Raw genomic sequence first — 19304 nt, forward strand, 5'->3', positions numbered from 1 at the left:
ATCATTTTATTATTTTCCAATATTACCAATCCAAGTATAGCCAACCATCATAAAAAATATGATGAGCTGTGTGAACATAAGGGTGGTAAATAAGGGGCCTATAAAGGCAATGGCTAACATAGTGCAGCCATAGGCAATGCCAAATACTCTTGGCTTCTTTTTTGTGATTAAAAATGCTCCTGGAAGCGGTATCAAAGTGCAGATGAAAGCTATGGCTAAAGTTAAGCCGTATTGAAAGCCAAATGCATAAAATAGGGTAATGGAGATAACTCCCAATAGTGCTAAGCTTCCGAAAATAAAGCCACTTATTTTTTCGTTTTTATCTAAGAGAAATTTGCCATACTTATCAAAATTAAGAATGGTATTAGAAAGTGGTTCCATAATCCACCCGCCAAGGGCAAAAAGCAAATAGGCTATGATAAGCGGAATCGCTACGTACGAAAGTCCCGCGCTATCCAATAATTTAACCGCTACGCGATAGGCAATGTATAAACCAATAATAAATACCCATTGGTTTTTTGATGACTGCTTGGCCATCCAAAAAGAATATTTTAGATACCATCTATAGATAAAATTCTTGCTTTTTAGGGCTGTAGTCATCCCTTCACGGGCATACTCAAAGTTAGGGTCAAACTGTAGGGCTTGTTTAAAATGGTCTAAAGCTTTTTTATGATTGCCATTTTCTAATTGCACCCAGCCTATATTGGCGTGAGAATAACTGTCTTCTGGATTGTCATATAATATATCTTCAACCGTCTGGTCTGCTTCAGGTATTCTATTAAGTTTGGTTAAGATCTGTGCTCTTAGGTTTAGACAATAAGCATTTTTTGCATCAATCCTTAAACCTTCATTAACCGCTTCTAAACCTTCTTCAAATTTTTTCTTTTGTAGTAATAGGCCTGCTTTGTGTCCAAAGTAATCTGCATCATAAGGGTTTATGGCAATGGCCATGTCTATGAATTTGCGAGATGCGTCGTACTCATCTTTTTGTAACTTAATTTTTGCTTTTAGATAAAATACATTGGCATCATTAGGTGTATCTTCTAAAAGGCGTTCTGTAATTTTTTCAGCTTCTTCTAATTGCTTTTCGTTTAAGTAACAAATGGCCAAATAAAACTTACTCGTCCAATCTTCATGATCTTCAGAAATTGCTTTTTTAAAGTGATCAATGGCATCCTTAATGCGTCCTAATTCAAATAATTGAATCCCTCTATCTTTATGTACTGATTCCATTATTTTTTGATGTTTAAGTATGTCAGTATTTCGTCATATAGACCGCCATCATTGGAGTACAATGCATAATTTTTAGCAGAACTAAACCATTCTTTAGTGGTTGCCTTCATTTTTTTTGCTGCCTTCAAAATATCTTTTGTTGATAATGGTTTTGGGATGCCGTCTTTGAAAGCCTCTTCTAATTTGCTCTCAATGGCCACGTCTATGGTAGCTTTAATGTCCGCACCAGAAAACTCTTTGGTTACTTTTGCTAATGAAGAATAATCAATAGTCTCAATAGGCTTGTCTTTTAGCTGAATGGTAAATATCTCTTCACGTGCTTCGGTATCTGGAGGCGAAACGAATATAATACGGTCAAAACGCCCTGGTCTTCTAAACGCTGGGTCTAAATACCACGGGGCATTTGTAGCGCCGATCACTAAAATTCCATCATTATCTGCATCAATACCATCTAATTCTGCTAAAAACTGGTTGATTACTGTTCTGCCAGAATTTTTGTTCATATCGTTTCTATTGGCGCCTAGCGCGTCAATTTCATCAATAAAGATTACACAAGGAGTGTTCTCTCGTGCCGTCTCAAATATCTCGTGTAGGTTACGCTCAGAGCTCCCGATCCACATATCTAAGATATCATTGATTCCTACGTTAATAAAGTTGGCATTGATTTCACCCGCTGTAGCTCTAGCTAAGTGGGTTTTACCACATCCTGGAGGACCATAAAGTAATATACCGCCTCCTATTTTCTTTCCGTAGGCTTTGTATAAATCTTTGTGTTCTAAAGGTTTAATGATTTTAAGGGAGATTTCTTTTTTCACATTGTGCATGCCTCCAATATCTTTGAAGCTAACCTCTGGCTTTTTCATAAATGAAATAGCATCCTCGTCTGCAAAATCATCGTCGTCATCGTCATCAAAAGAAGAAGTGGTAGTGATTTTGAGTTTTCGATCAAAATCTTCGTTGATGTAAGAATGATCTATGGTTAAAATGTCTTTATAAGTGTCTTGAGCATCATTATAATTGTCCTGTTTTAATTGGCAATAGCAAAGTAGCTCTAAGTATTTAATGTTATTGGAGTTTTTGGTAATTTCCTCTAATAGCACTTCTGCTGCTGAGGTTTTTCCTTGCTTGTAAAAACAATTGGCTAATTCATATTTAGCATCTTTATGCGTACTATCTAGATCAATACATTCATAAAGCTGTTTCTCACAATTGGTGTAATCACCATTTTGCGCATACAACTTGGCAATTTGCAATTTTAGAGCAACATTATTCGGGGAAAACTTTAAGGCTTCTAATAAACTTTCAAGCATGTAATTTTATTTTGATATATGAATAGGTTAAATCCAGTCTTTAGGATTTTTAAGCACAGCTAATAATTTTTCTTCTTCACTACCTTTCTCGGGTTGATGATCATACACCCACTGAACGTGCGGTGGTAGGCTCATTAAAATACTTTCAATACGCCCGTTTGTTTTTAGTCCGAACAAGGTGCCTTTATCGTGTACTAAATTAAACTCAACGTAACGGCCTCGGCGAATTTCTTGCCACGTACGTTGTTCAGGGGTGTACGCTTTTTCTTTATTTTTTATAACGATTGGTACATATGCTTCTAGGAAGCTATCGCCCACTTCGGTTACAAAGTTATACCAGTCTTGCATTTGCATCTCATCGGTAGCTTTACAGTAATCAAAAAAGAGTCCGCCTAGACCACGACCTTCATCTCTGTGGGTGTTCCAGAAATATTCGTCGCATCGTTTCTTATACTTGCTGTAAAATTCAGGATTATGAGCATCACATGCCTTCTTGCATGTCGAATGAAAATGCACGGCATCTTCTTCAAAAAGATAATAAGGTGTTAGGTCTTGACCGCCGCCAAACCATTGATCTACAATAGTACCTTCTTTATCATACATTTCAAAATAACGCCAATTGGCATGCACTGTTGGTACCATTGGGTTTTTAGGATGCAGTACTAAACTTAGTCCACAAGCAAAAAAGTCGGCATCTTTTACGCCAAAATATTTTTGCATACTTTCTGGTAGGGCGCCATGTACACCAGAGATATTGACACCTCCTTTTTCAAAAACAGCGCCATTTTCTATGACACGTGTTCTGCCACCACCACCTTCTGGACGTTCCCAAATATCTTCTTGAAATTTTACAGCCCCATCTACTTCTTCTAATTTTGAGGTAATGGTATCTTGTAATGTTTGAATATATGCGTAAAACTTATCTTTCATAATGTAATTCATATAGTTCCATATCTAATGGAGCTTCATTTGGTGGTGTGTGTTCTTTTGGCAGTGTTTTTACCCAAACATAATGGTTGTTTTCTGCCACCTTTACGCTACCTGTATTTGTTTTGTGGGCAATTATTTGTAACGTTTCTATTCCTAATTCTTTATTTGCCCAATCAGAAATATACCGTACGGTTTTAGAGGTAATTCCTTTGCCTTCATATTCATAATCAATACCATAAGCCAATTCTGCACGCTTTATTTCGTAATCTATATTTTTTACGTAAACCAAACCTATAATCGTCCTCTTCTCTTTTTCTTTTAAAGTAAAAAGAAATTCTGTTTTTTCTTTAAAGTCTTTAACTTTTTGGGAAACAAATATTTCTGAAAGGGTTGGTGTCAGATTTTGTTTTAGGGTTTTCGGAAAATAGCGCTTTAGCCGGTCTGTATTCGTTACTGCAAAATTACAAATTCTCCAATTATCCTTCATTGAAATGCTTTCTATAGTATGTGTTTCGCAATCAATTATCATAATTTAGTTATTTAATTAAATGTATGTAACGTACTATAATTTAATTATTTATAATATTTTGTTCTAATTGGTTTTTTTGTATTGTACCGATTGTTTTTATTGATGCGGCAGTAACTGAAAGTGGTAGGACGATGATGATACCAATTACAGGTATAAATAAAAACAGCATAAAAATTATTCCATTTCCTATGGCAGCTCCTCTATTTTTTCGTACAAAATCTATGCTATCTTTATAATTAAAATGACGCTCTAAGGTATAATCCATACTCCCAAAACCTGCATAATAGGCTTGTAACAGAAAGAGCGCTATTGCTGAAAATATGTTGACTACCGGAATGAGTTTCAATAATAGCAACGGAAGAGTATATAATAGTTCTTTTCCTAAATTTCTAATATTGATTTTTATTCCGCGCCATAATTGTTCATTAAACGATGTCTTTTTGTGATCATGATTTTCAACACCTGTTAAATGTGCTTCAATTTTTTCTGAAACAGGGCTCATAAACGGTGCGGAAAGCGCCATTACAATATGCTTGTAAAGGATAAAACCTAAGACTAGAATTATGAGTCCACTAAATAATGTGGAGATAGAGGTGAAGGTATCTTTACCAAAATCCCAAATCCACAAAGTAGCTATAAATTCTCCAAAACTACTTGATAGGCTCCAAGCAGCCACTCCTATAAGCGATGCTGTGATTAAACTAATAACCATTGGTATAAAAAAATACTTCCATAGTTTAAGCTCTTTCATGAGTTTAAATGTGCCGGAATATGATTTTATACCTAATAGAATATTTTTTAACATACGCTTACTTTTTAAGGTTCAGTTCTATAAATCTAACAATTATAATGGCAACTAATATTTTATCCTTTGTATTCTTTAACGGCATCTATAAATGCTCTAGCATTATCTACAGGAACATTTGGCAAAATACCATGACCAAGATTCACCACATATTTATCTTTACCAAATTCATTAATCATTTGGGTAACCATTCTTTTGATGTCCGCTGGTGGTGAAAGCAAACGTGCAGGATCAAAATTTCCTTGTAAGGTAATATTCCCACCTGTTAGGTAACGTGCATTTCTAGCAGAGCAGGTCCAGTCAACACCTAAGGCAGCTGCACCGGATTTTGCCATATCACCTAGGGCAAACCAACAACCTTTTCCGAAAACAATCACTGGCGTTTCTTCTTTTAAAGCATCTATGATTTGTTGAATATAGTTCCATGAAAATTCGGTATAATCTGTAGGCGATAGCATTCCGCCCCAAGAATCAAATACCTGAACGGCATTAACACCCGCCTTTACTTTTGCTTTTAAGTAGGCTATAGTGGTATCTGTGATTTTTTGTAGCAATTGGTGTGCTGCAAGAGGTTGCATAAAACAAAATTCTTTAGCTTTATCAAAATTCTTGCTTCCCTGGCCTTGAACGCAATAACACAAAATAGTCCACGGAGAGCCCGCAAATCCAATTAAAGGCACTTCGTTATTCAATTTCTCTTTAGTAGCCTTAATAGCTTTCATTACATAGTCTAAGGCTATCTCTACATCCGGAACAATAACAGCGTCTACATCTTTTTGTGTGCGAATAGGGTTTGGTAAATACGGGCCAAAGTCTGGCTTCATTTGTACCTCTATATTCATCGCCTGCGGGATCACTAAGATATCAGAGAATAAAATAGCGGCATCCATGCCATATCTGCGAATTGGTTGTACGGTGATTTCAGAGGCTAACTCCGGAGTTTGACATCTTGTAAAGAAATCATATTCTTTTTTAATTTCCATGAATTCAGGTAAATACCTACCTGCTTGGCGCATCATCCATACAGGTGGACGTTCTACTGTTTCTCCTTTTAATGCGCGTAAGAATAAATCGTTTTTTATCATGTTATAAGCTATTTTTTAATAGTTGTTCTCCAAAGGTTATTAAATTATGATCAGGATCTAAGATTGAAAATTCTTTTAGGCCCCAAGGTTTCAAATTTAAGGAACCGTTAGGGTGAATAGAAATTTTCTTATTTAAAAACGTTTGGTATATTTTAGTAATGTTAGTTGTTCTTATGTATACTTGTCCGTAATTTTCCTTAGGTTTAAGTGCTTCAAACTTAAAAAAATGAATCTCTATAGCATCTTTACTAATCATAAGATAATCATCATACGCTACAGTGCCCAGTTCATTAAAGCCTAATTGGTCAATGTAGTACTGTTTTGTTACAGTTTTATTGCGCATCGGTAATTTAGGATGAATTGCGTGTAGCATAGGTTCAATTTATTAGAAAAAAACAATTGGTATAAATTATTTTAATATTCTTTTGATATTTTTGTCCTTACCGAATACAACAAGGATATCTCCTTTTTGTAAGACGGTGTTAGGATCTGGTGTGCCTAGTACGTCTTTCTTCGTGTAGGTACTTCCTAAAATGTTTTTCTTTTTTTGTTGCCGTATGATTGTAATAATATTTACATCGTAATTTTCTCTAAATTTAGAGGCTAGTATAGTTGTGCCTATCAGGTCTTTCGGGACTTCAATTTCCGAAACTAAATGGTCCTCATCTACTTCAAAATTATCAATGCTCCCATCTAAATTAATGGTTTTTGTGAATTTCTCTGCAAATTCTCTTTCAGGATGTATAATTTGATCTACACCCATGGCTTGTAAAATGGTATCTTCAATAGGGGAAGACGCCCTAGCAATTATTTTAGCATTGGTTAATTTCTTTATAATGGCGGTACTCATAATAGCCGTACCGTTTCTATCTCCAATAGCAATAATTACTAAATCTGTATTTTTTAAGGGTAGTGAGTTATACGCAGATTCTTTTTTGGCATCAAAGGCTACTGCATGTGCAACTTGATCTTTTATTTGACTGATTTTCTCAGGGTCCACATCTACCGCAATCACTTCATTGTTAGTGTTTGATAGGTTGATGGCGGCCGACATTCCAAAATTTCCAAGTCCGATAACTATAATTTTCATACGAGCAATTTTGGTTAATTTATTAATATATTTTCTTCAGGATAACTATAGTCTGCCTGACTCACATTTTTCAATAATCCAATCATTAGATTTAAAAGACCTATTCTTCCTAAAAACATCAATAAAATTAAGACCAACTTACTTAGGTCTGAAAGTGAAGCGGTAATTCCCATAGATACACCAACGGTACTAAAGGCAGAAAATACTTCAAAGGCTATTTGTAGCAAACTAAATTCTGGGTTAAATATGAGCAAAAATAAGATACCTGTTCCAATACTAGCTAATGAAATAGCCATAATAGCAAAAGCTCTACGTACAGATTGTGCTGCGATTCTTCGTGTCCCTATTTCTATATGTGGTTGGTCTTTAGCGACAAAAAACACGTTCAATGTGGCAATGGCAAACGTAGTGGTTTTAATTCCTCCACCGGTAGAGGCGGGTGATGCTCCTATCCACATCAGAAATATCATAAACAGGATGCCTGGAATACTAAAATTAGCATAGTCTACGGTGTTAAACCCCGCTGTTCTTGCGGTTACAGAAGAGAATAACGAGGTAGTTAATTTTCCAAACCAAGTGGTATGTTCTATTAAATTGGTATGTTGCTCAGAAATTAAGAAAAATCCGGTTCCGCAAACAATTAGCAGAGCGGATGTGTATAAAACAATCTTGGTATTCAGTAGAATGACTCTAGAGATAAAAATTTTGTTTTTAGATCTAAAGAGGTTGGTGATAAACCTTTTTACGTATTGTATGACATTAAAGGCAATGTGGTACCCTAATCCTCCAAAAATGATGAGGGCCATTAGTATCCATTGTAAATAATAATTAAACCTAAGATTAATATCGTACAAGCCCATTGACTCTAAGGAGAAGCCTGCATTACAATATGCTGATACGGCATGAAATACGGCAAAAAATCCTTGATTGGGTATGGTGTCAGAATTGGGTAAGGAGGTGTAAATCAAAACAGCGCCCAATGCTTCAACTAGCAATGAAAAAGCAACAACTTGCATTACTCTTTTCATGATTCCGCCTAGTTCATCATTATTTCCCATAATGTCTTTCATATAAAGACTTTCTCTAAACGAGGATCCTGTTTTGAAAAAATAAGCAAAAAAGGAAGTAAACGTTAACATCCCCAAGCCTCCTAATTGAAAAACTACCATGATAACCGTTTGCCCAAAAGACGTAAAATCTTTGGCAGTATCTACTACAATTAATCCGGTAACAGAGGTAGCACTTGTGGCGGTAAACAAAGCGTCTATAAATGATATGCCATGAGTAGTAGAGGCTGGTAGCATTAATAGAAATGTTCCTCCTAATGCGATGATGGCAAAACTTCCAACAAACAAAATCGCAGGGTTAAAGTAGATGGCATATATTTTACGTACCAAAAAGGAGATTCGAATGAAAAAGTAAAATAAAAGGCCGTACTCAATAACATAACGCACATTAAAAAAGCTATCAAACAAAGAGATTTCAAAATCGCTAATGATAGTAACCACCTCTACTATAACGAGTAGGGAGAGGTAGTAGAGATTTATTTTGGGGCTAATGTTTGATTTGCGCTGCCTTTTAAAAAGCCTATACTTATAGAGATTAAATAGGATTAACGCTAATACTAAGGTTGGCAGCACAATTAATTTGTACTGTCTTAAATCCTGATAGTCTTTAAAACCAAAGTCGTAAATTAAAAAGATTACCAAGCCAAGATCTAAAAATAGAACGGCAAGGCTAGATAACCTGACTTTATTCCACATGATAAACGGTCTAAATTACTCGTAGTCTTTATTAACTAAGTCAATAACAGACTCTAAGGTAGGCATTTTAGCGGTGTAAACTTTTGAGAAATGTTTTTTAGCTTCCGTAGCTGTAGTGTCTCCAATACAATAAGCAACTACATCAGAACTATTTTCTTGAAGATAGCTGTCTATAGTTGAAGGGCTGTAAAAGAGCACGCCTTTAATAGAGTTTGCTACTTTTACGGGTGATTTTTTGGTGCTATAGGCTTCTATCTCGGTAAGTTCAATTTTATGCTCTGCTAAGATGCTAGGTAATTCATCTAAGCGTATATTGCTACAGAAATAGCTTGCTGTAGTTCCATCTATGTGTTCTACGAGGTAGTCTGCTAGCTCTTTTGCACTGCTTTCAAAATGAGTAACCTTTCCAAGTCTTCTTTCTATTAAGCGCTTGGTTTTTCGACCCACGCAATAGATATTTTCAAATTTGAGCTCTTCAGGATTAATACTAGCAATTAACGCTTCAACAGCATTTTGGCTTGTAATTATTACGTTTTTATGCGCTGCCTTTAAGGTAAGCCTTGGAATTCTATTTAAGCTAATTTGAATAAAATCTTCTGAAGCCACCGCTATTTTAGAATCAAAACGCTCTGCTTGTTCCGTAGTTAATTTTTTAGTAGAGAAAACAATAGGTTCTTTCGTGATTCCTGCAATTTCACTCATTAATAATTTTCCACCACGGCTAAATATGCGTTCTACACATGCTTCGGCTAAGTTTTCGTGTTTGCCTAATTTTGAGGTGAACTCTACTTCAATTTTTTTCTTTCCGTCAACACTTAGTAAAACTCCTTTTAAACTTATGTTGGTATCCTTAATTATAGCTAAGGCTCCAATAGGAGCGGTACAACCACCTTCTAAAAGGTTTAAGAACTTTCGTTCTAAAGTAGTACAGATTTCAGTTTCTTTATGGTTTAATTCCTTACATGCATTTTTAGAAAACTCATCATCTTCCAAAGCAACGACAACCACTGCACCTTGAGCAGGGGCAGGAACCATCCATGTTAATCCTATAGTATTTTCAAATTCTAAACCAACACGTTCTAGACCAGCTGCCGCAAATATGGCGCCGTTCCAGTCATTGTTGTCTAGTTTCTCTGCTCGTGTTTGAACGTTACCACGTAAGTCTACAATCTCATGACTTGGGTATCTATTAAGCCATTGTGCTTTTCTTCGTAAGCTTCCGGTGGCAATAACCGCTTCTTTCTGTCCAAGAAACTCTTCGTTATTTTTAAAAGCTAAAATATCCATGTAATTACCGCGCTTTAAAACAGCTGCTTGTACAATACCTTTTGGCAATACTGTTGGTACATCTTTCATAGAATGTACAGCAATATCAATTTCACCTTTTAGCATTGCAATGTCTAATGTTTTTGTAAAGACACCCGTAATACCTAATTCATGAAGTGGCTTGTCTAAAACCAAATCACCTATAGATTTAACAGGAACTAATACCGATTGGTATCCTTGTTCTTTTAATTGTTTCTGTACGGTTTTTGCTTGCCATAGTGCCAATTCACTATCACGTGTTCCAATGCGGATTATCTTACTCATTTACTTTCTACTTCTAATTGAAACACTTTTTGAATTAATGCCAAACTGTTATCAGCATCAATATCATCGCCTTTTAAGTGATTTGCGAATTGTTTGGTGATTTTTTGAATAATACGTTCAGAAACAATGTCTGCTTGAACGGAATTAAAATCAGATAACTTCTTGCTTTGAAAGTTGAGTTCTTCATCTTTCATTACTTTAAGCTTCTTTTTTAATGCTTTTATAACGGGAGCAAATTTTCTAGTTTCTAACCACTGGATAAATTCTTCTTTTATTTGCTCAATAATAGCTTCTGCCTCAGGAATAAACTGCTTTCTTTTTTCTAGTGTTTCATCCGTCATTTGCGAAAGATGATCTAGATGTATTAGGGTTACATTTGGTAACTCAGTAACATCATCAGATACATTTTTCGGAATAGATAAATCTAAAATTAATAGCGGTTTCTTGGTGTATATTAACTCCTTAGAAATTGTCGGTGATTGTGCTCCTGTAGCGACAATCAATACATCGGTATTTCTAATCTCTGTTTGTAAATCCCCGTAGTCTTTTACAACTAAGTTGAATTTGCCTGCAATTTTCTCTGCCTTATCTTTTGTTCTGTTGATAAGCGTAATGTGAGAGTTTGCTGTATGTTTAATCAAGTTCTCACAAGTGTTTCTTCCTATTTTTCCTGTTCCGAATAATAAAATATTCTTTGTTGAAATTTCGGGTACATTTCTCATGATGTACTGAACCGAAGCAAAGGATACGGAAGTAGCTCCTGAAGAAATTTCAGTTTCGTTTTTTATCTTTTTACTAGCTTGTATCACAGAGTTGCAAAGGCGTTCTATAAACGGATTGGCAATTTCTAATTTTTTAGAGCGATTAAAGCTTTGTCGTAATTGACTTATAATTTCAAAATCTCCAAGAATTTGGCTATCTAATCCTGTACCTACTTTGAATAAATGACTTATGGCGTCATTATTTTTATAGACATAGGCTACCTCTTGAAATTCTTCAACAGTACCTAAAGTATTGTCGCAAAGTAATTTTATAAGTTGAAAAGGGTGTTGTGCAAAACCGTATAGTTCAGTTCTGTTACATGTTGATGTAACTAAGAGTCCATCTATACCTTGGCCTTTAGCCTGTATCAGTAAACTGTCTATAGCTAATTCGTTTAAGCTGAACTTACCACGAATTTTGGCATCCGCCTTTTTGTAGTTAAGTCCAATCGTATAAAACGAGTTGTGTTTAGAAATGTGATAATCTTTCATGTAATCTTTGCAATCGTGGCAAAAGTACTTCCATGGTTTTGATAAAAGTAACGCTAGCGGAACAATTAGTGTCGTTTCAAGAATTTTGCAGCTTTTTCCATGCTAATTCTACTATTTAGCTTAATTTTATAGGGAATATATGACCATAGGTCTGCCAATTTAGAATACTTCTAAATTGGTGATAAATATAATTTATACGGTTATGGATGAAATAAATGACGCTCAAGGTTCATTTAAAGAGGTGTTAATTGATGAAGGTTTTTTTGCACTAAAAATTCAGAATGATAGCATTGATATTCAAAAAGTTAGCAAGCAAATAGACAGTTCCTTTATTCAGTTTCATTTTTGTTTAAAGGGTAGTGCTAAGTTTATTTTTAATGATGGGCGCTATGCTTTAGAAGTGCCAGAGGAGAATTCGCTTTTGCTCTATAACACGCAAATAGATTTACCTCTTAATTTAGAACTGAGTCCAAATTCTTGGATTGTATCTGTAGTAATGACCATTCGTAAGTTTCATTCTTTATTCTCTAAAGAAGCAGATTACATTCCGTTCTTGAATAAGGATAATAAAGACAAAAAATATTACAGTCAAGAAGGTTTTAGTCCTGCAATAGCAGTAATTCTTAGTCAGATGATGAATTACAATCTTCATCCTTCTATAAAAGAACTATATATAAAAGGAAAGGTCTATGAGCTTATTTCTCTCTATTTTAATAAAAGTTCAGATGCAGATTTAGAACAATGTCCTTTCTTGGTAGACGAGGACAATGTACGGAGAATCCGTAAGGCAAAAGAAATTATTATTTCCAGAATGGCAGAACCACCTACGCTCACCGAACTTTCGGATGAAATAGGGCTGCCTATAAAAAAATTAAAAGAAGGCTTTAAACAAATTTATGGCGATTCTGTTTTTAGTTTTTTATTCGATTATAAAATGGAATATGCGCGTAAAATGTTAGAAAGCGGTCAGCATAATGTTAATGAAGTAGGTCTAAAAGTTGGTTACAGTACTTCGAGTCACTTTATAGCGGCTTTTAAGAAGAAGTATGGTACTACACCAAAGAAATATTTAATGGCATTGGCCGGATAAACACAATTTTGCTCCATTTTGGGACACTAGTTATAGTCTTGTATCTTAGAAATACCGATATTTAGAGTTCATTAAATACACACATTATGAAATCTGTTTTTTCTGGTATTCTTCTGGGAGCTCTATTTTTAATCTTAGGTTCTTGTGCTACAACGAAGGTTGTAGATCAGCAAGTGGTGCTAAATCACCCGGAACCTTTAAAAATTTCAAAAACTAAATTAGAAGCATTAAAGCCTAAAGTTTTAATATTTACTAAAACCGCGGGCTATAGGCATGGATCTATAGAAAAAGGGGTTGCTACTATTAAAGAATTAGGTCTATCCAATAAATTTGAGGTTTACCAAACCGATGATTCATTGCAGTTTAATGCCGCAAATCTTAAAAAATACCAATTAGTTGTATTTCTAAGCACTACTGGAGATGTTTTAGGTGATGAACAGCAAGTAGCTTTTGAGAATTATATCAAAAACGGCGGTAGTTACTTGGGTATTCATGCTGCAACCGATACGGAATATGAATGGCCTTGGTATGGTAAATTGGTGGGGGCGTATTTTTTAAATCATCCAAAACAACAGCAAGCAACATTAGATGTTATCAATGGTGATCATGCGGCAACACAACATTTAGAGGGTACATGGAGCCATTTTGATGAGTGGTATAATTTTAAAAATATAAATCCATCTTTAAATGTGTTACTTAAGTTAGATGAAACAAGTTACGAAGGTGGTAAAAATGGTGATAATCATCCTATTGCCTGGTTTCACGAATTTGATGGTGGTAGAGCATTTTATACTGGTTTAGGTCATACCAATGCTGCTTTTGATGACGTTAATTTTAGACAACATTTATTAGGGGGTATAGAATGGTGTTTGAAGCGATAAACTATTAACGGTTTAATACCATATATAAATTCGGTGTGCTCATCTCTTGATTAGTATGCCGAATTTTGTTTTAGGAAGTCTGTTGTTTATTCAATGCTTTTAAATTTAGGAAGTTATGACGGTTACAGAAAAACCAAAGCAATTAATATTATACTTGTAGACTAGCTTTTATTTGTATTTAGTTTTAGCATTTTGAAATTTAATTTGCGTATTGTTTTTTGGGTTATTAAGCCAATAAAATTGATCGCAATATTTTATCAACAAACCAGTTAATCCATTAAACTCTGAATTAGTGTAAAATGAGTCTATACTCGTATCATTGTTCATGCTAGAGCCTCCAAGGAATTGAATCCAATAGTCTAAGGGGTCTTTTAATGTATCACTCGTTAGGTCTATGCCAACGAAGAAAGGAAGTCCATTATCAATTATATCTTTCTGATAGGTCCTCACCTTAGATAAGACATCAGATGCTAGTTTGCTAATGTGTATGTTTGGATTTTTACAAATGTAAGAATATAGCACATGATTCCTATTTTTATTTTCAATACCTATTTCCACTCTGAACAGGTTTTCATAGTTGAAAGAGTCACCTTTATTTAGATTGTTGTGAAGTAGCCATTTTTTTATTACTTCAAATGTTATTTCTAAATCAAAGTCTAATTCTTTTTCTATTTGCTCAAGATACACGTAATATGGTTTCTCTATCGTTTTTAAAAGTTCTGCTAAGTCATATAATTTTTTATCGTTTTTTTTATCGAGATCGGAGATGTTAAATCTTTTGACATCAAAATAAACCAAGTTCTTATTGGTTAGTTCAAACGCAAAGTCTGGTGTTTTTAGTCCAATGGTAGGTTCATATTCATAGACAAATGATTCTCCTTCTAAAAATTGAGCAAATCTAAATTCGGAAAGTAATGATAGGAAGTTTACTTTCTGCTTTTCATTTTTAAAATATCGAATAAACTTCTCTTTATTCTTGCCGGATAATTTTTCTAATTCTGAATTGAAATCAGGATGTTGTTCAATATATTTCTCTAACAAATTCTGTCTCATTTATTCGTTATTAAAATTGCTTGTAACTTAGTTATGAATTATTCTTGTGAATAAGAGCGTTAATTGACCCGAACAACCATAATCCCAGTATTGCTCTTAATCCCTTTTAAATAATCTACTAAAGGCTTTTCAGATATTTTAACCACTCCTGAAGTAGAAGCGTGTAATAAGTGAATGCGACCATCTTTTTCTCTAGTAGCTATTCCGGTGTGAGTAATATCTAAACCTTTTATAGAAGTGGTCAGGGCTATGATATCTCCAGATTGTATGAGGTGTTCATTGGCTGCAATAGTGTTCTTTTCTAAAATGCAAAACTCCTGATTATTTAAATACTGTTCAGAAGCTTGTATCTGCGCTAGGTTGGCATTATCATCTTTTAAAAAAGGGTACAGTTCTCGGTGTGTACTCATGAAATTTATTTCCTTTTGCACAGGAGTTCCGCCAATTTTAGCAGTTATATCTGTTACTAATCCTTTAAACTGATTGTTTGCTATCCATTCTGTAAAGTAATGTAAACGTGATGGGTAACCATTTAGTGTTCCATTTTTATACCGAATGGTTTCAAGAGCTTTGGTAAATGCATCAAAACTTGTGCTATCACTTCTCTTTAAGAGCGAGAAGGCTAAAACATTTTCAACAAAGGTGGTACAATCTAAACCTTCTAAATTCACCACTAAAGATTCTGTGGTTCCAATTTCTAATGTTTTGGCAACGTATGGAGTTCCTAGAAATGTTTTTCCAACAGCTACTATGGTATTGCCTATTTCTAATTTTTTAAGCGCCTTCACTTCTTTAATCTTAGCATGAACAGCTTCCTTGCTTTGAGGAGAGCAGGTAATTTGTTGTGCAAAACTGAAGTTTGTAAATAATAGCGCTATAAGAAATAGTATCTTCATAATGTAATATGATTTATTCAAAATAATTGTTCAATAGTACCGATGCAGAAGCATACCGCTAACGATTCTTCCTTTAGCTGCTTCTAGTTTTAAATCTGTAATTTTCTTGACTTAAGATAAAAGCATCATCTATGTTGCTTACTAAGTACGCTTTTAAAGCTGTAGGATAGATGGCAAATTTTTCAAGGGCTACAATATTCGGTTTGTCCTATATAATCTGCTCTGCTTGCGCTGAAATATCCTTCATTGCTCTTGAAGCAGCTTGCATTGCGCTATGCTAAGATTGAAGCATTATATTTTTTATTTGCTTAACAATGTCTAGATGTCCTAGTCCAAATTCTTTCCAAGCTAGACCAATTTCTTTCATGTCAAAATGCTTTACGATACTTCCGTACGTCATTTTCTTACCGTCTATTTCAGGATATCCTATCACATAAATACTGTCTGCTAATTCTACTGCTAGTTCAATGTCGTGCGTAGAGTAAATGATAGTATTGTATTCATGACTCTTAGTAATCAATTTAAAGGCATTTTTTACATCTTCAATATTACCAACGTCTAAACCAGAAAAAGGTTCGTCTAAGACCATGTAGTGCCCCGATGAAAATATCTGTTCTATAATTGCGGTTCTTTGGCGTTGCCCACCAGAAAGCTCACAAGGATATTGGTCCTTTGCTTTTTCAAGTCCCCAGTCTTTTAAATAGGTGAGAATTTGCTCGTGTTTAGCTTCTTTAGGCATCTCTTTATTGCGCAAGGCAAAAAGTAAGGCCTCATAGACTGTTTTGTTTCTAAACAAGGTATATTTTTGATCTACAAAACCGATATCTCCTTCATGTACCTCTTTGGCATCATTTTGGGCATTCTCGGTGGTGGTATCTGCAATTAATACTTTTCCAGAAGTAGGCTTTACTAAACCTGTTAAAGCTTTGAAGAAGGTAGATTTTCCTGTTCCAGAACGGCCTACAACGGCAATAACTTGCCCTGTAACTTCACCTGTTCTAATAACATCTTTTTCAACAAGGTTAATATCCTTTATGATTGTTTTATCACCATAAGCCACGCTTAGGTTTTCAACATAGAGTAATGTATTTTCACTGCTGTAATTCATCTCTAATTATATTTTTGAATATCTGAAAAAGCTTTTTCTTAAATAGTTTAATACAAAATCAATAGATAGACCTACGGCTAGAATCACAATTTGTAGAGCTATAATTCTTCCATGATTCATGAACTTATCAGAGTTTTTAATTAGGAAACCTAATCCTCCTGCGGCAACCAATATAGATTCTACCGTAACTAACATCATCCAAACAATAGCTAGGTTTTGACGGATAACATCAATAACATAATCTATTCTTCCTTTTACGACAACTTCCCATAAAACTTCCCAGCGGTTACATCCTAGAGATCTAGCATGGTCAAACTCTTCTTGGGGAATGCTATTTACCATACTCAAAAGTGAGGTGGTTAGGTAGGTACTCATAAACACAACTAAAACCCATATTTGCATGGTTCTAGCATCACTAATTAGTATCGCTAAATAAAATGTGATACCGGTAAGCGGTAAATATCTTAATTTACTCAGTGCCTTTGCTACGGGTTGAATTACCGGAACGGTAGACAGGTAGCTAAATGTTAGTGAGATAAGGATGGCGATAATAATAGCCGAAAAACACAATAGAAGAGAACTTCCGATATGTACCACCAGGCCTTCATTGTAAAGTTCTATAAAACCCTGTAGGACTTGTTGAGGAGAAGGGAATAAATGCCTATCGCCCATGCTTGAGGCAAACCAAATTCCAAAAAGGGCTAATACCCAAACAAGAATAATCATAAGCCGGGTGTTCTTGCTTACATTTTCAAAGGGTGTGAATATATTTTTCATGATGATTACAAGTTAGTATAAACATAAAACCGCGCCAAAATACTATTGCAATATTGGAGCGGTTTTGTGAATTTTAAAATTATTTTATTTTAAAAGAACAATAACTACCCTACGGTTTTTAGCTCTTCCAGAATTTGTTGTATTACTTTCAACAGGCTCATCTTCTCCTTTTCCAATTACGTTTTGAAAACGTGACTGAGGAATGCCTTTACTTCTTAAGAAGTTTACGACAGCTTGTGCTCTTCGTTGTGATAAGTCATAGTTAGCTTCGCTAGAACCTGTGTCATCTGTATGGCCTTCTAAGCTAAGCTTGGTGTCTTCTGCTTGGATTAAAAGGTTGTAAATGGTCTCTAAAGTACTTTGAGAAGACGCAGAAATATTTGCGCTACCCGTATCAAAACTAATATTCCATTCTCCAGAGGCCATTACTTCACTAGCTTCTTTCGTATAATCTGCTTTGTACGCTGTACCAGACTCAATGTCATTAATGTTTTTAATGAAATACAAGTTTACAGCTTCCTCATAAGGAACAATACGTTTTACAGATTCATTGAAACCAAAAGGATTTAATTCCTTTAAGTAGGTAGATACTTGGTTGTATACTGCCTTGTAACGGTTTGTACCATCTGTAATCCCGTAATATTGCATAACATCAGAATAGTTAAAAACTCTTGATCCACCCATGTTGTAATCAATTCCGTTTTTACTTCCTTTCTGACCTTTAAACATGTCATACCAATACTTGGCATTTTCAAGATCATAAGTATCTGCAACAGCTTCAGAAGCTCTTACCTGCCACTCGTCATATTGTTTCATTTGGTTTGAAGCTGTTAAGGCCGACTTCAATATATTACTTACAATTTGTGGATGTTGAGTAGACCATTCTTTAACCGCAATAACTGTAGTAGCCATTTGGTTATTGAATTCTTTGGTAGAAGCAACATCTGTAAATCCGCTTAAAGCATCAAAAACCATTTTGTCACCAGGAGTCCACGTAGCACAACCATCAATCTTTTTGTTGATTGTTTTTCCGGTAAGTTTTCCGTTTTTAACCTCTTTTAAAGGTACTGTCCATCCAGATTTTTGAGATTTAATAAGTTCTTCAGCAGATTTTATATAATCATCATCTTGAGAAGGGTAGAAGTTTACCGCTTCAGGATCATACGTATTAGAATCTGGATTTACTTTAAGTCCGTTTGCAAAAGCATAGTTAAGTGCTGTAACCCAGTCACCATCACCTAGAACAGTTGAAATTAAAGCACCTTTCATGCTTTTAGGATCTACTTTCCAGCTTGGTGGGCCAATTAATTTATCTTCACCATAACTGATACCTACTGCACCAACTACTTGTACGTGGTATTTATCTTTTCCAAATTTATCATCTAATGCTTGTTGCATAGTACTGATGTAAAATGGAGCACCATCTCCCATCATGATAATAGCAAAAGCACTTTTATCGGCATCAGGATACTCTTCACCTCGATCAAATTCTTCAACGAATTTCATCTGCATGTTACGTAATTCTGATAACCAATCTTGACGAATAATTTCAAGATTAACCCCATTGCGCTCCATTAAAGAACCTTTGGTAGTTTTAGGACCTCCGTTAGCTACAATAATACCAGATTGTGCATTCCATGCATAAGCGGCAATACGTACTAGTGGTTTATTCTTAACATCACTAGAGGTACTAGTAGATGGTAATGGTAGCTTTGCAGAAGTAATTACATTGTTTACTTCATTCTTATCTACATTTAGCTCGTCTAATGTTTTAGCTTCACCAACTCGCAATCCTGGTGCAAAATAATAGACTGCACCTAATATACCGCCTAATAAGACGACTACGATTAATAATTCTGATAAGGTGGTGAGTTTTTTTGTTCGTAAAATCTTACCCATTGTTATTGTGTT

18 protein-coding genes are annotated in these 19304 nt (G+C 34.9%); 2 read left to right on the forward strand and 16 right to left on the reverse strand.

Annotation, left to right across the window (positions count from 1 at the left end; translation table 11 throughout):
- Positions 1-9: 9 nt before the first annotated feature.
- The 11 genes from M666_RS05810 to hemA are packed head-to-tail and all read right to left on the reverse strand — an operon-like array spanning position 10 to position 11588.
- Positions 10-1233 (reverse strand): tetratricopeptide repeat protein, encoded by a 1224-nt coding sequence (locus M666_RS05810; protein ID WP_029447385.1) that lies wholly within the window; start codon positions 1231-1233, stop codon positions 10-12.
- Positions 1233-2543, reverse strand: coding sequence for an ATP-binding protein (locus tag M666_RS05815; RefSeq protein WP_029447384.1), 1311 nt, complete (start codon positions 2541-2543; stop codon positions 1233-1235). The genes M666_RS05810 and M666_RS05815 overlap by 1 nt, the downstream gene beginning before the upstream one ends.
- Before the next feature lie 27 nt (positions 2544-2570).
- Positions 2571-3473 (reverse strand): oxygen-dependent coproporphyrinogen oxidase, encoded by a 903-nt coding sequence (gene hemF, locus M666_RS05820; RefSeq protein WP_029447383.1) that lies wholly within the window; start codon positions 3471-3473, stop codon positions 2571-2573.
- Entirely contained in the window at positions 3463-4002 is a 540-nt protein-coding gene (locus M666_RS05825) for a GNAT family N-acetyltransferase (RefSeq protein WP_029447382.1), read from the reverse strand. The genes hemF and M666_RS05825 overlap by 11 nt, the downstream gene beginning before the upstream one ends.
- Before the next feature lie 40 nt (positions 4003-4042).
- Entirely contained in the window at positions 4043-4807 is a 765-nt protein-coding gene (locus M666_RS05830; protein WP_029447381.1) for an EI24 domain-containing protein, read from the reverse strand.
- Positions 4808-4866: 59 nt separating this feature from the next.
- On the reverse strand, positions 4867-5892 hold the full coding sequence (gene hemE, locus M666_RS05835; RefSeq protein WP_029447380.1) for a uroporphyrinogen decarboxylase: 1026 nt from the start codon (positions 5890-5892) through the stop codon (positions 4867-4869).
- Between the two features lies 1 nt (position 5893).
- Entirely contained in the window at positions 5894-6265 is a 372-nt protein-coding gene (locus M666_RS05840) for a bleomycin resistance protein (RefSeq protein WP_029447379.1), read from the reverse strand.
- A 36-nt stretch (positions 6266-6301) separates the two neighbouring features.
- The gene (locus M666_RS05845) at positions 6302-7009 is read right to left on the reverse strand and encodes a potassium channel family protein (protein WP_316932417.1); all 708 of its coding nucleotides are present in this window, start codon (positions 7007-7009) and stop codon (positions 6302-6304) included.
- The gene (locus M666_RS05850; protein WP_029447378.1) at positions 6997-8745 is read right to left on the reverse strand and encodes a TrkH family potassium uptake protein; all 1749 of its coding nucleotides are present in this window, start codon (positions 8743-8745) and stop codon (positions 6997-6999) included. The genes M666_RS05845 and M666_RS05850 overlap by 13 nt, the downstream gene beginning before the upstream one ends.
- Before the next feature lie 15 nt (positions 8746-8760).
- Positions 8761-10335 (reverse strand): hydroxymethylbilane synthase, encoded by a 1575-nt coding sequence (gene hemC, locus M666_RS05855; RefSeq protein ID WP_029447377.1) that lies wholly within the window; start codon positions 10333-10335, stop codon positions 8761-8763.
- Positions 10332-11588 carry a glutamyl-tRNA reductase gene (hemA, locus tag M666_RS05860; RefSeq protein WP_029447376.1) on the reverse strand — a complete coding sequence of 419 codons (1257 nt, stop codon included), beginning with the start codon at positions 11586-11588 and terminating at the stop codon, positions 10332-10334. Before hemA ends, hemC begins: the two co-directional genes overlap by 4 nt.
- A gap of 202 nt (positions 11589-11790) precedes the next feature.
- Here hemA and M666_RS05865 point away from each other — a divergent pair, with 202 nt between their 5' ends.
- Both M666_RS05865 and M666_RS05870 read left to right on the forward strand, forming a co-directional pair.
- On the forward strand, positions 11791-12678 hold the full coding sequence (locus M666_RS05865; RefSeq protein ID WP_029447375.1) for a helix-turn-helix transcriptional regulator: 888 nt from the start codon (positions 11791-11793) through the stop codon (positions 12676-12678).
- Between the two features lie 86 nt (positions 12679-12764).
- On the forward strand, positions 12765-13559 hold the full coding sequence (locus M666_RS05870; RefSeq protein ID WP_029447374.1) for a ThuA domain-containing protein: 795 nt from the start codon (positions 12765-12767) through the stop codon (positions 13557-13559).
- Between the two features lie 168 nt (positions 13560-13727).
- Here M666_RS05870 and M666_RS05875 read toward each other — a convergent pair whose 3' ends face one another.
- From M666_RS05875 to M666_RS19935, 5 genes are all read right to left on the reverse strand, one after another.
- A complete protein-coding gene (locus M666_RS05875) occupies positions 13728-14612 on the reverse strand; it encodes a hypothetical protein (RefSeq protein ID WP_029447373.1) in 885 nt (294 codons plus the stop codon).
- Positions 14613-14671: 59 nt separating this feature from the next.
- On the reverse strand, positions 14672-15508 hold the full coding sequence (locus M666_RS05880) for an N-acetylmuramoyl-L-alanine amidase-like domain-containing protein (protein WP_029447372.1): 837 nt from the start codon (positions 15506-15508) through the stop codon (positions 14672-14674).
- 277 nt (positions 15509-15785) lie between these two features.
- Positions 15786-16616: an energy-coupling factor ABC transporter ATP-binding protein gene (locus M666_RS05885; RefSeq protein WP_029447371.1), complete on the reverse strand. Its 831-nt coding sequence runs from the start codon at positions 16614-16616 to the stop codon at positions 15786-15788.
- Positions 16617-16622: 6 nt separating this feature from the next.
- Positions 16623-17393, reverse strand: a complete 771-nt coding sequence (locus tag M666_RS05890; RefSeq protein WP_081690246.1) for an ABC transporter permease — start codon at positions 17391-17393, stop codon at positions 16623-16625.
- A gap of 84 nt (positions 17394-17477) precedes the next feature.
- Positions 17478-19292, reverse strand: coding sequence for an OmpA family protein (locus M666_RS19935; protein WP_024482194.1), 1815 nt, complete (start codon positions 19290-19292; stop codon positions 17478-17480).
- Positions 19293-19304 lie beyond the last annotated feature (12 nt).

Origin of the sequence: Cellulophaga baltica 18 (assembly GCF_000468615.2) — a bacterium.
GTDB classification, from domain to species: Bacteria; Bacteroidota; Bacteroidia; order Flavobacteriales; family Flavobacteriaceae; genus Cellulophaga; species Cellulophaga baltica.

What these genes read in the sequence shown, in the direction of transcription:
- M666_RS05885 (WP_029447371.1), bottom strand. Translation starts at nt 16,616, where the DNA reads ATGAATTACAGCAGTGAAAATACATTACTCTATGTTGAAAACCTAAGC.
- M666_RS05890 (WP_081690246.1), bottom strand. Translation starts at nt 17,393, where the DNA reads ATGAAAAATATATTCACACCCTTTGAAAATGTAAGCAAGAACACCCGG.
- M666_RS05830 (WP_029447381.1), bottom strand. Translation starts at nt 4,807, where the DNA reads ATGTTAAAAAATATTCTATTAGGTATAAAATCATATTCCGGCACATTT.
- M666_RS05850 (WP_029447378.1), bottom strand. Translation starts at nt 8,745, where the DNA reads ATGTGGAATAAAGTCAGGTTATCTAGCCTTGCCGTTCTATTTTTAGAT.
- M666_RS05815 (WP_029447384.1), bottom strand. Translation starts at nt 2,543, where the DNA reads ATGCTTGAAAGTTTATTAGAAGCCTTAAAGTTTTCCCCGAATAATGTT.
- M666_RS05870 (WP_029447374.1), top strand. Translation starts at nt 12,765, where the DNA reads ATGAAATCTGTTTTTTCTGGTATTCTTCTGGGAGCTCTATTTTTAATC.
- hemF (WP_029447383.1), bottom strand. Translation starts at nt 3,473, where the DNA reads ATGAAAGATAAGTTTTACGCATATATTCAAACATTACAAGATACCATT.
- M666_RS05840 (WP_029447379.1), bottom strand. Translation starts at nt 6,265, where the DNA reads ATGCTACACGCAATTCATCCTAAATTACCGATGCGCAATAAAACTGTA.
- hemA (WP_029447376.1), bottom strand. Translation starts at nt 11,588, where the DNA reads ATGAAAGATTATCACATTTCTAAACACAACTCGTTTTATACGATTGGA.
- hemC (WP_029447377.1), bottom strand. Translation starts at nt 10,335, where the DNA reads ATGAGTAAGATAATCCGCATTGGAACACGTGATAGTGAATTGGCACTA.
- M666_RS05810 (WP_029447385.1), bottom strand. Translation starts at nt 1,233, where the DNA reads ATGGAATCAGTACATAAAGATAGAGGGATTCAATTATTTGAATTAGGA.
- M666_RS19935 (WP_024482194.1), bottom strand. Translation starts at nt 19,292, where the DNA reads ATGGGTAAGATTTTACGAACAAAAAAACTCACCACCTTATCAGAATTA.
- hemE (WP_029447380.1), bottom strand. Translation starts at nt 5,892, where the DNA reads ATGATAAAAAACGATTTATTCTTACGCGCATTAAAAGGAGAAACAGTA.
- M666_RS05865 (WP_029447375.1), top strand. Translation starts at nt 11,791, where the DNA reads ATGGATGAAATAAATGACGCTCAAGGTTCATTTAAAGAGGTGTTAATT.
- M666_RS05880 (WP_029447372.1), bottom strand. Translation starts at nt 15,508, where the DNA reads ATGAAGATACTATTTCTTATAGCGCTATTATTTACAAACTTCAGTTTT.
- M666_RS05875 (WP_029447373.1), bottom strand. Translation starts at nt 14,612, where the DNA reads ATGAGACAGAATTTGTTAGAGAAATATATTGAACAACATCCTGATTTC.
- M666_RS05825 (WP_029447382.1), bottom strand. Translation starts at nt 4,002, where the DNA reads ATGATAATTGATTGCGAAACACATACTATAGAAAGCATTTCAATGAAG.